Source organism: Microcystis sp. LEGE 00066 (assembly GCF_015207925.1).
GTDB classification, from domain to species: domain Bacteria; phylum Cyanobacteriota; class Cyanobacteriia; order Cyanobacteriales; family Microcystaceae; genus Microcystis; species Microcystis ichthyoblabe_A.
Window position 1 is genome coordinate 44,505 of record NZ_JADEVX010000006.1, and the last position, 13,886, is coordinate 58,390.

Below are 13,886 nucleotides of genomic sequence, written 5' to 3' on the forward strand. Positions count from 1 at the left end.
CAGATTAATTATTTTTTCCAGATTCCGCTAGACTTATTTAGTAAGTTCAATCGAGATTCAATATTCCATAGCTAAATTTCTATAGCACAGGCTAGAAGGAAAGTTTAGCGAGGGATTCCTTTACCCATAATTCAGCACACATATTTGCTCTAGCAAGCAGGTAGGAGATTCTATGTCAAAATTTTCGAGACGGAAATTTTTAACCACGGCGGCAGTTTCAGCAGCAGGGGCTGTTGTCCTCAAAGGTTGTGTGGGTAATCCCCCCGACAGTACGGGTGGAACCAGCAGCACCGCACCCGCTTCCCCGGTTGCTTCTCCCGTTGCGGTGGCTCCCGGAGAAGCCCCCGAAACCACCAAAATTAAATTAGGTTATATTCCTATCGTTGAGGCCGCACCTTTAATTATTGCCAAGGAAAAAGGCTTTTTTGCTAAACACGGGATGCCCGATGTGGAAGTCTCCAAACAAGCTAACTGGGGTGCTGCTAGAGATAACGTCGAAATTGGGGCAGATGCGGGCGGAATTGACGGAGGACAGTGGCAAATGCCCATGCCTTACCTGATTTCTGAGGGACTAATCACCAAAAATAACGTTAAAGTCCCCATGTATGTGTTAGCGCAGTTAAACACCCAGGGTAACGGAATTGCGATCGCAGGTAAACACGAGGGTAAAAATATCGGTTTAGACCTGAAACCCGCCAAAGATTACATCCTCGGCATGAAAACGACGGGAACTCCCTTCAAAGCTGCCTATACTTTCCCGAAAGCTAATCAAGACTTCTGGATTCGTTACTGGTTAGCCGCCGGTGGTATTAACCCCGATACGGATATTAACCTAATTGCCGTACCCGCAGCCCAAACCGTGGCCAACATGAAAACGGGAACCATGGATGCGTTTAGTACCGGCGATCCTTGGCCAGCGCGAATTGTGGCTGATCAGATCGGTTTTATGTCAGCTTTAACCGCAGAAATCTGGCCCTATCACCCGGAAGAATACCTCGCTATCCGCGCCGATTGGGTGGATAAAAACCCGAAAGCCACCAAGGCCTTATTAAAAGGAATTATGGAAGCGCAGCAATGGCTCGATCAAGAGGCAAATCGGGCAGAAGCGGCGGCAATTCTCGCTAAACCGGCTTATTTCAACCTCAAAGAAGAAATTATCGCCGGTCCCCTCAAAGGAATGCAGAAAATGGGTGACGGTAAACCGGAAATCACCGACAAAAATAAAGGGGTTTTCTACTGGAAAGATCCCGCCGGTAGCGTTTCCTATCCCTACAAGAGTCATGATCTCTGGTTTTTAACCGAAAGTGTTCGTTGGGGTTTCTTGCCGAAAGAAACTTTAACCACTGCCTCAGCATTAATCGACAAAGTTAACCGCGAGGATCTTTGGAAAGCGGCAGCTACAGAATTAGGGGTTCCCGCAGCCGATATTCCCACCAGTACCTCCCGCGGTGTCGAGAAATTCTTCGATGGCAAGACTTTTGACCCCGCCAATCCCCAAGCTTATCTCGATAGTTTGGCGATCAAAAAATAGCGAGCTTTTTCCGATAGGCTAGGGGCATAAAATATCTAGTCTATCAATCCCAAAAATGTTTTCTTATCTTCCCAATCAAGTAACTTTATTTTCAACCAAGGAAAACGACAAAATGGCAACTAGCGTCAGCAGAACAAGTAAAGGTGGTTTCAACTTTAGTAAATTCTGGAAAAAGCATTCTGGGGATATCCTTCCTCCGATTGTGGGTATTTTATTTTTCCTGATTTTATGGCAGTTAATGTCTATGGTGGGATTAATTAAATTACCGCCGCCATCGGATATTATTACTAATGAGCGTACCCGCACCTATTTAATGTATCCTTTCTTTGACCGTGGAGGTATTGATAAGGGACTATTCTGGCAAACTTTAGCCAGTCTGCAACGGGTATTAATCGGTTATTCTTTTGCCGCAGTGGTGGGTATTGGAGTTGGGATTATGGTCGGTTTAAATTCTTTCTTAAATAAGGCCCTCGATCCCCTTTTCCAATTCCTGAGAACAGTTCCTCCTCTTGCTTGGGTTCCCCTATCTCTGGCCGCTTTACAACAAAACCAACCTGCTGCTTTATTCGTTATTTTTATCACCGCAGTTTGGCCAATTTTGATTAATACCACTGTCGGTGTCCAACAAATTCCCCAAGACTATATTAACGTTAAACAAGTCTTGCAATTGTCCAACCAAAAATTCTTTTTCAAAATATTAATTCCCTCAGCACTTCCCTACATCTTCACTGGTTTGAGAATTGCGATCGGTTTAGCTTGGTTAGCGATTATTGCGGCAGAAATTGTTATGTCTGGTATCGTCGGTATCGGTTTCTTTATCTGGGATGCCTACCAAAATAACTACATCAGCGATATTATTCTCGCTCTGTTTTATATCGGTGGTGTTGGTTTATTGCTCGATCGCTTTATGGCTTGGTTGCAAACTCAAATCGTTCGTCAATAGGGAATCAATGGGGAAACTTTCCCCATTTATAAATAACTAAAACTTGAGCCAATTTAAGGAGAAAAAACTATGAGTTTGTTCGTCGCTGTCGATAACATCGATAAAGTATTCCCCCTCAGTGGTGGCGGTGAATATGTGGCCTTGAAAGGGATCGATTTACAGATCAAAAAAGGGGAATTTATCTCCCTCATCGGTCACTCTGGTTGCGGAAAATCCACCCTCTTAAACATGATCGCTGGTTTAGATTTGCCCACGGAAGGAGTGGTTACTTTGCAAGGTCAAAGCATTAAAAAACCAGGACCTGATCGCATGGTAGTCTTCCAAAACTATTCCCTTTTACCCTGGTTAACCGTCAAAGAAAATATCACTCTGGCCGTCGATCAAGTTCTCACCCAACTATCAGAAGAAGAAAGAAAAGCTGAAGTCGAAAAATATATCGATCTGGTCAATCTTCGTCATGCAGTGGATAAACGCCCCAACGAATTATCGGGGGGGATGAAACAACGGGTAGCGATCGCTCGCGCCCTAGCCATCCGTCCGAAAGTTCTCCTTTTAGATGAACCCTTTGGCGCGTTAGATGCCCTGACTAGAGGTAATCTACAGGAACAGTTAATGCAGCTGTGCGAAGAATACCAAATGACCTCGGTAATGGTGACGCACGATGTGGATGAAGCAGTGCTATTATCTGATCGCATCGTCATGCTCACCAACGGTCCTGGCTCAAAAATTGGCGGTATTTTGGAAGTGGATATCCCCCGTCCCCGCAAACGCATGGAAGTGGTGGAACACCCCAGTTACTACAGTCTCCGGAGTGAAATTATCTATTTCCTCAACCAACAAAAACGGATCAAAAAACTACGCGCTCGCAAAGTCGAAGTGATTGCCCGTCACGGTTTAGAAAAAGTCAATCTAGAGATCGGTTTTGTTCCCCTCACCGCTTGCGCGCCCCTAGCAGTGGCCAAAGAAAAGGGATTCTTCACTAAACATGGTCTAGATGAGGTGAATTTAGTCCGGGAAACCAGTTGGCGAGGCATTGTGGACGGGATCGCAGGGGGATTCCTCGACGGGGCGCAAATGCCTTCGGGAATGCCCACCTGGTTAACCGTCGGTGGTTATCAGGAGCAACCTTTGCCGATTGTCAGCGCCCTGACTATGACTCGTAACGGTAACGGTGTCACCCTCGCTAAACGCTTCTATGACGAGGGGGTGATTGACGGTAACGCCTTAAGACAGATGCTATTGGAATCGAGGGATCAGCGCCATATTTTTGGGATTGTTCACCCCTCCTCGATGCACAATTTGCTCCTACGTTACTGGTTAGCGGCAGCGGGAATTGACCCCGATAAAGACGTTCACCTCGAAACTATTCCCCCGGCCCAAATGGTAGCCGACCTGAAAACCGGTAGTATTGACGGTTACTGTGTGGGTGAACCCTGGAATCTCAGGGCCGCCATGGAGGGTATCGGTTACACCGTCGCTACCGACTTAGAAATCTGGCAGGGCCACCCAGGTAAGGTCCTGGGAGTCCGGGAAGATTGGGCCAATAAATACCCTAATACCCACGTCGCTTTAGTCAAAGCACTGCTGGAAGGTTGTCGCTACTGTGCCGAGGAAGGGAATCAGGAAGAAATTCGTCGAATCCTCGCCAGTCGTCAGTATCTTAGTACCAATATTGATTATATCCAACTGGGTGATCCCAACTCCTACGCGTGCAGTCTCGATCAACCGATGAAAGAATATGCACACCATCTGTTCTATGGAGAAGGGGTAAATCGTCCCAGTCGTACCGAACACCTCTGGATGATGACCCAAATGGCACGCTGGGGCCACATTCCTTTCCCCCGTAACTGGGTAGAAATTCTCGAACGCGTCTGTCGGGTGGGTGTCTTCAGTACCGCGGCCCGGGAATTGGGTCTAGGGGATATTAAATATCGTCGCACACCGATCCTTTTATTCGATGGTATCGAGTTTGATGCCGAGGATCCGATCGGTTATCTCAATAGTTTAGAGATCAAACAAAACGTCACCATGGCCGAAGTGGCTATTGATGCTCGTCCTAGCGCCAGTGAATCTCGCAAAATTGCCTAAAAATCGACTAAGGGGATAATTACTCGCCAATTATCCCTAGTTATTGCTCCTATTAACTAATTTCCCCCAAAGACTAATCATGTACACCACCACCGAGACAATTAACCGAGCAACCCAGACCCCCAGTAAAGAAGCTTTTGTCACCATTGAAGGAGTTTCTAAGGTTTATCCCACTCCCAGAGGTCCCTACACCGTCCTCAAGGATGTTAATCTCAGCATCAATGAGGGTGAATTTATCTGTGTGATCGGTCACTCCGGTTGCGGTAAATCGACCCTGTTAAATATGGTGTCGGGTTTTTCTTCTCCCACCGATGGCATCGTTAAAGTTAACGGTAAGAAAATTACTAAACCTGGGCCCGATCGCATGGTAGTGTTTCAAAACTATGCTTTGTTGCCTTGGTTAAGCGTTTTTGAAAATGTCTATCTTGCGGTAGATGCGGTGTCTCCCAATGCTCCAGAAGCGCAAAAACGCTCGATCGTGCGGGAACATTTAGCTATGGTGGGTTTAACCGAAGCTATGGATAAAACCCCTCCCCAAATCTCCGGGGGGATGAAACAACGGGTTTCGATCGCTCGCGCTCTTTCTATCCGTCCGGAGGTGTTGATTCTTGATGAACCTTTCGGTGCCTTGGATGCGATTACCAAAGAGGAATTACAGGAAGAATTGCTGAAAATCTGGCAAGATAAACGCTGTACGGTGTTGATGATTACCCATGATATCGATGAGGCTCTTTTCCTCGCTGATAAGCTGGTAATGATGACCAATGGACCAGAAGCAAAAATCGGCGAAGTGATGAATATTCATTTCCCCCGTCCCCGCGATCGGGAGAGAATTATGGAGGATCCGGAATATTATCGTCTGCGTAACTATGCCCTCGACTTCCTCTATAATCGTTTCGCTCACGATGATGTTAGCTAGATGCGAGCATTTGTATTAGTTTGGGGTGCGGTTGACTTAATAGCGATCGCACCTAGATTTTTTTTCTAGGGAAGCCTTATTCAAGTAAAATCATTTCTAAGTAGGTAGAGTTTAAAAATTTTCAGATGCCCCCCTTATTAAGGGGGGATTAAGGGGGGATCAGCTTACTTGTCAACTAAATAGAACAATTAGCAATCAAATACAATAATAATTTTTACTTTTTACTTAATTGATCATGCTCAAACAGATACGGAAACTACTTATCAATTTCGGTCAACAATGGCGCGATGAAAATTTTATGAAGTCGATTCATGTCGTTGAAAACTTAGTTTCTAAGGTTTTATCCGTAGCCTTAATTATTGTTATTATTGTTTCTCTTTATGATCTAGTAGTTATCCTAATCCGAGATTTATTTACTACGGAACCCATCGGTTTTTTTGGCAAAACTTTAATTGAAATTTTCGGTTTATTTCTCAATATTTTAATTGCATTAGAGTTATTAGAAAACATCACTGCTTACCTAAGAAAACACATCGTACAGGTTGAATTAGTCGTAGTTACGGCTTTAATTGCCATCTCTCGAAAAATTATTATTTTCGATCCCAACAAATACAGTAAAGATGATTTAATTGCCCTCACCGTGGGAACCTTAGCTTTAGCAGCAAGTTATTGGTTAATCAGAAAAGTTAATCGCGACAATCGTTCTTGAATTAAGGGAAAGGGATAGATTTTCTAAATCTATCCCTTCTAAATAGGGTGTGCTGAAAAAGTTTGTTGGTGGGGTTAAGGAGTCAGGAGTCAGGAGTCGGGAGTTTCAGGCCTTGTTGCCCTCTCTTTTTGTACCAATTTATGTACTAAAAGAAGGATAATGCAAGGTTTTTGAGAGTCCCAATCCGATTTTCGCAGCATGAACATCGGATTTTAACAGGTCAAAAGCCTTATTTTAAAAGGGTTTTACCATTATTCAGCAAACCCTAAATATTTAGGGTTTGCTGAATAAATCTAAAAACATTGTTCGATAATACTTTTAGACTTTTTTCCCCTTAAAAAGTGCCGGCCATTGGAGTAATCGGGGGGAAAATTCAGGGACTTTTTCCCTGAAAATTAGGTAATTGACCCCCTGAAAATGGGTAAAACCCTACACCCCACACCCTACACCCCACCCCCAGGAAAAACTTTTTGCCGCAAACCCTATTTACTGGACTCTAGAAATATTACCCGCTTTAATCCAACCTTCGCGACCATCGGACAGACGCACGCGATGCCATTGCCCATCGCTGCTGGTTCCCACCACACTGACTTTAGTATTATAATCCAGACCGCCGAGACGAGTGGATTCACTGGTAGGTTCCGAGCGCAGACTTAAACCGCTTTGCCATGTCACCCGCGCTTGATAACCCTCGGGTGTGGTTTCTTTTTTTGTTTCTTCGGGACTGGGTTTCGGGGCAGCTTTTGGTGCCGGTGCAGCTGTGGGAGACTCTTTCACCTCAGCTTGGGGTTGTTCTTGGACGGGAGTAGTAGGGATGGATTTAGCAGATTTTTCCTCCTTAGTTTCCTCTTTTTTCTCCTCGGTAAAGACGGGTTTAGGAGGATTAGAACTCATACCAGAGAGAAGTATATAGGCGACAGCAGTGGCCCCACCGACTAAAATGACCACTCCCAGGACAAAACCAACCATAAATTGTAATAAACCAGATAAACGCTTCATATTGGTGCTAAATTAACTGTTAGGATTAACATTAAAACGATCATCGCGAGAGGCTAAACGAGCTTTACCGGACTTGGCCCAATCCTGTAGAAACTGGATCTGTTCTTGAGCAGTGCGGGCTAGGGGTATAATCTGACTAGCGGCCTCAAGCACATCATCGGTGCTAAAGTCGCGATTTTGACTAAACCCGATGTGCATCGCTTCCACGATGGTTTGTTCGATTTCTGCCCCCGAAAAATCGGGAGTTTCGTAGGCTAGTCGCTTTATATCATAACTTTTTAGATTATGGGGCCGGACTTTCCCTAAATGAACGCCAAAAATCTCCTCGCGGGACTTTTGGCTAGGTAGTCCGACAAAAAATATCTCATCGAAGCGTCCTTTTCGCAACATTTCCGGGGGCAAAGATTGGATGTTATTAGCCGTAGCGACGACAAAAACTGGCGATTGTTTCTCCGCTAACCAAGTGATAAAAGTCCCGAAAACCCGTCCGGTGGTTCCTCCGTCGCCTTTCCCATCCACTCCGGCGAAAGCTTTATCGATTTCGTCTATCCACAGCACACAGGGAGCTAAAGCTTCAGCGAGATTAATCATCTGACGGGTGCGTGATTCCGATTCTCCCACCAATCCGCCAAATAAACGCCCCACGTCTAGACGTAGTAGCGGTAAGTGCCAATGATGGGAAATAGCTTTCGCTGTCAGGGATTTACCCGTCCCTTGAATTCCCACCAATAGTAAACCCCGGGGATTGGGTAAACCGTAGGCGCGGGCGCGTTCACTAAAAGCACCACCGCGACGAATCAGCCAGTCTTTGAGATTATCTAGGCCCCCGATGTCAGAAATCTGCTCTGTGGCGGGATAAAAGTCTAATATCTGGGTTTGACGAATCGATTGGCGTTTTTCTGCCAAAATTAATTCCACGTCCTCTGGCTCAATTTGGCCGTGACTGGCTAAACATTTGGCTAAAACCCGACGAATTCTCTCTAGGGACAATCCTTGGGCAGAAAGCACTAATTCATCGAGGAGTGGTTCTTTGACGGGTTGTCCGGTGGCGGCGATTAATCGCTGGATTTCCTGTTTGATTTCTTCGCCACTGGGGAGGGGAAAATCGACGACGGTGATTACTTCGGTGAGATCCGAGGGGATAGACAGTTCGGGAGCGACGATAATTAGGTTTTTAGGCTGAGATTTCAGAGAACGGGCGAGATTTCGCAATTTTCTGGCGATGGAAATATCTTCGAGAAAGCGCTGGAAATCGCGTAAAATGATGATGGCGGCGATGTTAGGCGGCAGCTTTTCGACGAATTCAAGAGCTTGCAGGGGATTACGCCGAGCAAAGTTCTCATTATTGGGATTATCTTGATAACCATCCACAAAATCCCAGACATAGACAGCACGGTTATTGCTCTGTTTGGCAATATCGGCGATCGCTTTTTCGAGACGTTCTTCTTCTAAGGTGGTAACATAGATGAGAGGATAACGGGCCCGCAGCAGTAATTGAAATTCTTCACCAAAGCTCATAGCTATTCGTCTATAATTGTTGCTATTTATATCATCATCAGAAAATATAGCAGTTAGCCGTCAGTCAAATAAGGATGGCAGGTAAGCCGTACTACATTTTAAGATAAGTTAAGCTCGTCTATAAAAAGATTTTAAAAAAACCAATTTACGCTTGTATTTTTTTAAATGTATGGTATAATGTCATTGCCTTAATCCAGATTAAACCTGTATTAACTAAATCAATATCTTGTTAATTAGATTAAGCTTTAGTAAATTAAATCAGCCCATTAGGAGGGTAAGCCAATCTTAACAATCCTTGATCAAATAAACTTTATGTGAGTTGCTTACCCAGAGGCTGGTTCAGGCATATTTAAGTAGAATTTGCCATCTCAATTATTAAGCAAAAATCAACCAAATGGGTCGAGTTCGTAACTATGATAATTGACTGGTATCACTTGAAATGCCGACGCGGATCACAAGTCAATTGTCAATAGCGTTTGAGATGCTCTCACCCTGGCCTATTAGGGGTAACAAAAGTTAGTCATAGGTTGGCCGTTTCTTTTCTGTAAATTAATTTCAGCCTTTCTCACAACCATTTCCTAGGGAGGGTTTAATTCATGTTTAAACTAGCTGCAGACTTTTTATCTTTGGATTTTCTCTGCCGACCAAATCAGAAAAATAAGCCAGAAAGTAAATTTAACTCTTTGCCAATTTCTCAAATCATGAAAGAGGGTAAAGTTTTAGCGATAATTCTCCGACGAGAGTTTAACCAAGAGGGAGTTCATTTCCTAACTCCCGATGATTTTTCCCAACAGTTGGCCTATATGAGACACCCGACGGGAAAAAGTATTATGCCCCACGTTCATAACAAAGTACAACGGGAAGTATTTTTTACCCAGGAAGTCTTAATTATCAAAAAAGGAAAACTGCGGGTAGATTTCTATGATGACGACCAAAAATATCTAGAAAGTCATATATTGAGAGATGGGGATGTGGTTTTATTGATACAAGGTGGCCATGGTTTCCAAGTCTTAGAAGAAATAGAAATGATTGAAGTAAAACAGGGTCCCTATGTTGGTAATCAGGATAAAGCTCGCTTTACAGGAATTGAGGAAACCTTGGTTAAAATGGCAGGAGCAGAGATAGAATGAGTAGCTTTATTCCTGTCAATGAGCCACTACTTGCGGGCAAGGAAAAACAGTATCTTAACGAATGTATTGATAGCGGTTGGATTTCTTCGGAAGGTCCCTTCGTTGAGAAGTTTGAAGAAAAATTTGCCCTCGCTGTTGGGCGAAAGTATGCCGTTTCCGTGTGCAATGGTTCTATGGCCTTAGAAGCGGCCATCGTCGCTTTAGGAATTGGTTCGGGGGATGAAGTGATTCTTCCCACTTTTACCATCATTTCCTGCGGGGCCGCCATTGTCAAAGCCGGGGCGATTCCCGTGGTGGTGGACTGCGAAGCGCAGACTTGGAACATGGATATCGCTCAGATAGAGGCAAAAATCACGCCCCGCACTAAAGCGATAATGGTGGTTCATATCTACGGATTACCGGTGGCAATGACTCCAGTTTTAGAATTAGCTCAAAAATACGGTTTGAAGATTATTGAAGATGCGGCTGAAATGCACGGTCAAACCTATCAAGGTAAACCCTGTGGTAGTTTCGGTGATATCAGCATCTTTAGTTTTTATTCCAACAAACATATTACCACTGGGGAAGGGGGCATGATTGTCACCAACCAAGAGGATATTTTTGAGCGTTGTCGTTCCCTGAGAAATTTATATTTTCAGCCCCAACGACGTTTTATTCACGAAGAACTGGGCTGGAATCTGAGGATGACTAATCTGCAAGCGGCAGTGGGTTTAGCCCAATTAGAACAGCTAGAAACTTTTGTCCAGCGCAAAAGAAAAATGGGCAGACGCTACAGGGAATTATTGCAAAATATCCCCTGTCTAGAATTGCCTCTACCTCAAACTGATTATGCCGAAAATATTTATTGGGTTTATGGTATTGTTCTCAAAGATGAGGTTAACTTTGATGCTATGGAAGCGATGAAACGCCTCAAAGAACATCAGATTGGTACGCGTCCTTTTTTCTGGTGTATGCACGAGCAACCGGTATTTCACAAAATGGGATTATTGCAAAATATTTCCTGTCCCGTGGCCGAAAGAATGGCGCGCCGGGGTTTTTATCTGCCTAGCGGTTTAGCTCTCACAGACGAGCAAATTGAGCGAGTAGCCCAAGCAGTTCGGCAAGTTTTTGCTGAGGCTGAGTAGGGATGAAAAATTGATGAAAATTTTTTGAATAAAAACCAACTTTTATGGTAATTGGCATGGAAGGCAATATCGAGGATTTAATTTCTTTGTCTCCTAGCGCTGGTCATTGGAAAATCCTTGATAATTACTACAAAAAGGTATGAAGATAAGCTGAAGGATTCCTCGTTTATAATTATTAGGTATGAATAATGTTATTGACCATGATCGTTTATTTAAGGAATTAATTGCGACTTTTTTTGTTGAATTTATTCAGTTATTTTTTCCTGAGATTATCAATTATTTAGAGCTTAATCAGATCACATTTTTAGACAAGGAAGTCTTTACCGATGTCACGGAAGGAGAAAAGTATGAAAGTGATTTAGTCGCCCAAGTTCAATTTCGAGGACAATCATCATTTTTCTTAATTCATCTAGAAGCACAGTCTAGCTCTCAACCAGAATTTAATCGGCGAATGTTTACTTATTTCGCTCGTCTGCATCAAAAATTTGCCTTACCAGTTTATCCCATTGTCATATTCTCCTATGATCGTCCACAAAAAGAAGCAATTCGTCAATATAAAATTGAGTTTCCTGACTTAAAAGTGTTAGAATTTAACTATCAAGTTGTCCAGTTAAATCGCTTGAATTGGCGAGATTTTATCAATCAAGCTAATCCCGTCGCCGCCGCTTTGATGGCTAAGATGAAAATTGCCCCTCGCGATAGAGCAAAAGTTAAAGCACAATGTCTAAGATTATTGGTAACATTAAGATTAGATGCCGCTAGAATGCAATTGATTTCAGGCTTTGTCGATACCTATCTCAATCTCAACTCGTCCGAGGAGATAGAATTTCAACAGGAGATTAGCACATTTATTCAACCCGAACAGGAGGGAGTTATGCAGATTACAACCAGTTGGATGCGCCGCGGTTTAGAACAGGGTTTAGAACAGGGTTTAGAACAGGGTTTAGAACAGGGTTTAGAACGGGGTTTAGAACGGGGTTTAGAACGGGGTTTAGCAAGAGAAAGAAATCTAATTATTCGTCTGATTAAACGTAAGTTAGGAGCTATTGATGTGGCTCTAGAGAGTCGGATTATGACCTTGAATATTGATGATCTAGAACGAGTGGGGGAAGCTTTATTGGATTTTTCGACATTGGAGGATTTAACTCATTGGTTAAATGCTTTAGATGCTTAGTATTTTTCTCTTAAACTTCACAGAAGGCTATATATAGTTATGGGTGTAACTTTTGAAAATGCTATCCAACAAACTCAATATTTACTAAGTCAAATTGAGTTTTTAGATATCAAGACAATCACTGAGAAACTTACTGATGTCGCTCAGGATAGAGCAAAAGTTATAGAATTTCAACAGGAGATTAGCACATTTATTCAACCCGAACAGGAGGAAGTTATGCAGATTACCACCAGTTGGATGCGCCGCGGTTTAGAACAGGGTTTAGAACAGGGTTTAGAACAGGGTTTAGCAAGAGAAAGAAATCTAATTATTCGTCTGATTAAACGTAAGTTAGGAGCTATTGATGTGGCTCTAGAGAGTCGGATTATGACCTTGAATATTGATGATCTAGAACGAGCAGGGGAAGCTTTATTGGATTTTTCAACAGGGGAGGATTTAACTAATTGGTTAAATAATTTAGATGCTTAGTATTTTTCTATTAAACTTCACAGAAGGATATTTATTGTTATGGGTATAACTTTTGAAAATGCTATCCAAAAAACTCAAGATTTACTAAGTAAAATTGAGTTTTTAGATACCGATACAATCACTCAAAAACTTACTGAGTTAGTCTCCACAGAAAATGGAGCTAGAGGATTTTTTGTTACTTATTTAACCAGCGATTTATCCTATACGGAATATCCTAGCTTGGAAGTAATCACCGCTTTAAAAACTTCCCCGATATTGGTGAATGAATTATTAGTTAAAAATCTGGCCATGTCCACGGCAATGGTCATCTATCATCGCAGTCAAGGAGACGAAGAAAATGCTCAAGGTTCTGAGAAAGTCCAAGAAAAAACCAGTCAACTAATTAAGCAGTTATTGTCGCCAGCCTTGGGGGAAAAATTACAACAATTAGCTACCAGTTTAAACACAGGACAAGGAGAATATCAAGCCTTTCTAGAACGCTGGGGATATGACGATTGCCAACGTCAAGCGATCGCAGAAATCATTCAAACTTTTCTTTAGTAACTAGCTGATTTTTTCCCAAAGATTTCGCCCAAAATAGGGAATGATCGGTTAGAGGAATTAACTCTTTTACCTCTTGTTTGCTGCTAAAATGGCTTATTGAACCCACATTCCGCACCCTAAGCTGTCACAGAGAGAAATTACGGAGAGAAAAAATCAAAGTGAGCATAAAAATAAACAGGCTCTTCGGGAATTGTTATGCAAATAATTAACTTAAAATAAAATTCAATGAGAGTACCTAAGCTCAAAAGTAGCTGAAATTCATACAGGAAAGGACTTAAGGCACAAATAAGTTAATATCAAAAGATAGACAATCGAGTTAAGATTTGATATAATAGCCAAAAACCAGAGTATTTTACCTATGATACTTGACAAATTTTTGAACCTAAAAGGAACGTCTATTCAAGGCTATCTACACCTAGAAAATATCGGTATAGTTTGCCGAATCGAATCGAAAAATCAAAAAGCAATCTGTCCTCGTTGTGGGTTAGAGAGCGATAAACTCCACCAAAATCATCGACATTTAGTCAAAGATTTACCAATCTCAGGTCAACCAGTGTACCTACAGGTTAATCGTCGTCAATTTAAGTGCGATAATTGTCGAAAACCCTTTAGTGAAGAGTTAGATTTTGTCGCCAAGAAACGAACCTATACGAAAAGACTAGCCGAGAATATACTCGAACAATTAAAAGAAGGAGATATTTTAAATGTTAGCCGAAGAAATGACGTAACGGAAGAAGAGA

The 13,886-nt window shown here is 42.7% G+C and carries 12 protein-coding genes and 1 pseudogene; 11 read left to right on the plus strand and 2 right to left on the minus strand.

All coding sequences use genetic code 11. The features are described 5' to 3' along the window. Positions 1–172: 172 nt before the first annotated feature. The 5 genes from IQ224_RS01965 (at position 173) to IQ224_RS01985 (ending at position 6,190) form a co-directional block, all read left to right on the plus strand. Positions 173–1,531: a CmpA/NrtA family ABC transporter substrate-binding protein gene (locus IQ224_RS01965; protein ID WP_194032453.1), complete on the plus strand. Its 1,359-nt coding sequence runs from the start codon at positions 173–175 to the stop codon at positions 1,529–1,531. A gap of 112 nt (positions 1,532–1,643) precedes the next feature. After that, positions 1,644–2,474 (plus strand): nitrate ABC transporter permease, encoded by an 831-nt coding sequence (ntrB, locus tag IQ224_RS01970; RefSeq protein WP_194032454.1) that lies wholly within the window; start codon positions 1,644–1,646, stop codon positions 2,472–2,474. Positions 2,475–2,543: 69 nt separating this feature from the next. After that, positions 2,544–4,562, plus strand: coding sequence for a nitrate ABC transporter ATP-binding protein (locus IQ224_RS01975; RefSeq protein WP_194032455.1), 2,019 nt, complete (start codon positions 2,544–2,546; stop codon positions 4,560–4,562). Positions 4,563–4,641: 79 nt separating this feature from the next. After that, complete coding sequence (locus IQ224_RS01980; protein ID WP_024970023.1) at positions 4,642–5,481, plus strand: nitrate ABC transporter ATP-binding protein; 840 nt, start codon at positions 4,642–4,644, stop codon at positions 5,479–5,481. 235 nt (positions 5,482–5,716) lie between these two features. Next, positions 5,717–6,190: a phosphate-starvation-inducible PsiE family protein gene (locus IQ224_RS01985; protein ID WP_002736649.1), complete on the plus strand. Its 474-nt coding sequence runs from the start codon at positions 5,717–5,719 to the stop codon at positions 6,188–6,190. Positions 6,191–6,676: 486 nt separating this feature from the next. Here the strand turns inward: IQ224_RS01985 and IQ224_RS01990 are convergent, their stop codons facing one another. Both IQ224_RS01990 and IQ224_RS01995 read right to left on the minus strand, forming a co-directional pair. After that, positions 6,677–7,189: an SH3 domain-containing protein gene (locus tag IQ224_RS01990; RefSeq protein ID WP_194032456.1), complete on the minus strand. Its 513-nt coding sequence runs from the start codon at positions 7,187–7,189 to the stop codon at positions 6,677–6,679. A 12-nt stretch (positions 7,190–7,201) separates the two neighbouring features. Next, positions 7,202–8,707: an AAA family ATPase gene (locus IQ224_RS01995; protein WP_194032457.1), complete on the minus strand. Its 1,506-nt coding sequence runs from the start codon at positions 8,705–8,707 to the stop codon at positions 7,202–7,204. Between the two features lie 596 nt (positions 8,708–9,303). On the opposite strand from IQ224_RS01995, the gene IQ224_RS02000 reads away from it, so the two are divergent. The 6 genes and pseudogenes from IQ224_RS02000 to IQ224_RS02025 all read left to right on the plus strand — a co-directional run. Continuing rightward, on the plus strand, positions 9,304–9,837 hold the full coding sequence (locus IQ224_RS02000) for a hypothetical protein (protein WP_002751481.1): 534 nt from the start codon (positions 9,304–9,306) through the stop codon (positions 9,835–9,837). Continuing rightward, a complete protein-coding gene (locus tag IQ224_RS02005; protein WP_004157598.1) occupies positions 9,834–10,961 on the plus strand; it encodes a DegT/DnrJ/EryC1/StrS aminotransferase family protein in 1,128 nt (375 codons plus the stop codon). The genes IQ224_RS02000 and IQ224_RS02005 overlap by 4 nt, the downstream gene beginning before the upstream one ends. Before the next feature lie 181 nt (positions 10,962–11,142). Further along, on the plus strand, positions 11,143–12,135 hold the full coding sequence (locus IQ224_RS02010; protein WP_084990012.1) for a DUF4351 domain-containing protein: 993 nt from the start codon (positions 11,143–11,145) through the stop codon (positions 12,133–12,135). Positions 12,136–12,297: 162 nt separating this feature from the next. Further along, positions 12,298–12,603 (plus strand): annotated as a pseudogene (locus IQ224_RS02015) (DUF4351 domain-containing protein); the annotation flags it as partial. A 39-nt stretch (positions 12,604–12,642) separates the two neighbouring features. Continuing rightward, entirely contained in the window at positions 12,643–13,143 is a 501-nt protein-coding gene (locus IQ224_RS02020; RefSeq protein WP_004157601.1) for a hypothetical protein, read from the plus strand. Between the two features lie 361 nt (positions 13,144–13,504). Continuing rightward, positions 13,505–13,886: transposase family protein (locus IQ224_RS02025; protein WP_194032458.1), on the plus strand; the 382-nt coding region annotated here is incomplete at its 3' end.

Coding starts and splice junctions, on each gene's coding strand:
- IQ224_RS01965 (WP_194032453.1), top strand. CDS start 173: ATGTCAAAATTTTCGAGACGGAAATTTTTAACCACGGCGGCAGTTTCA.
- ntrB (WP_194032454.1), top strand. CDS start 1,644: ATGGCAACTAGCGTCAGCAGAACAAGTAAAGGTGGTTTCAACTTTAGT.
- IQ224_RS01975 (WP_194032455.1), top strand. CDS start 2,544: ATGAGTTTGTTCGTCGCTGTCGATAACATCGATAAAGTATTCCCCCTC.
- IQ224_RS01980 (WP_024970023.1), top strand. CDS start 4,642: ATGTACACCACCACCGAGACAATTAACCGAGCAACCCAGACCCCCAGT.
- IQ224_RS01985 (WP_002736649.1), top strand. CDS start 5,717: ATGCTCAAACAGATACGGAAACTACTTATCAATTTCGGTCAACAATGG.
- IQ224_RS01990 (WP_194032456.1), bottom strand. CDS start 7,189: ATGAAGCGTTTATCTGGTTTATTACAATTTATGGTTGGTTTTGTCCTG.
- IQ224_RS01995 (WP_194032457.1), bottom strand. CDS start 8,707: ATGAGCTTTGGTGAAGAATTTCAATTACTGCTGCGGGCCCGTTATCCT.
- IQ224_RS02000 (WP_002751481.1), top strand. CDS start 9,304: ATGTTTAAACTAGCTGCAGACTTTTTATCTTTGGATTTTCTCTGCCGA.
- IQ224_RS02005 (WP_004157598.1), top strand. CDS start 9,834: ATGAGTAGCTTTATTCCTGTCAATGAGCCACTACTTGCGGGCAAGGAA.
- IQ224_RS02010 (WP_084990012.1), top strand. CDS start 11,143: ATGAATAATGTTATTGACCATGATCGTTTATTTAAGGAATTAATTGCG.
- IQ224_RS02020 (WP_004157601.1), top strand. CDS start 12,643: ATGGGTATAACTTTTGAAAATGCTATCCAAAAAACTCAAGATTTACTA.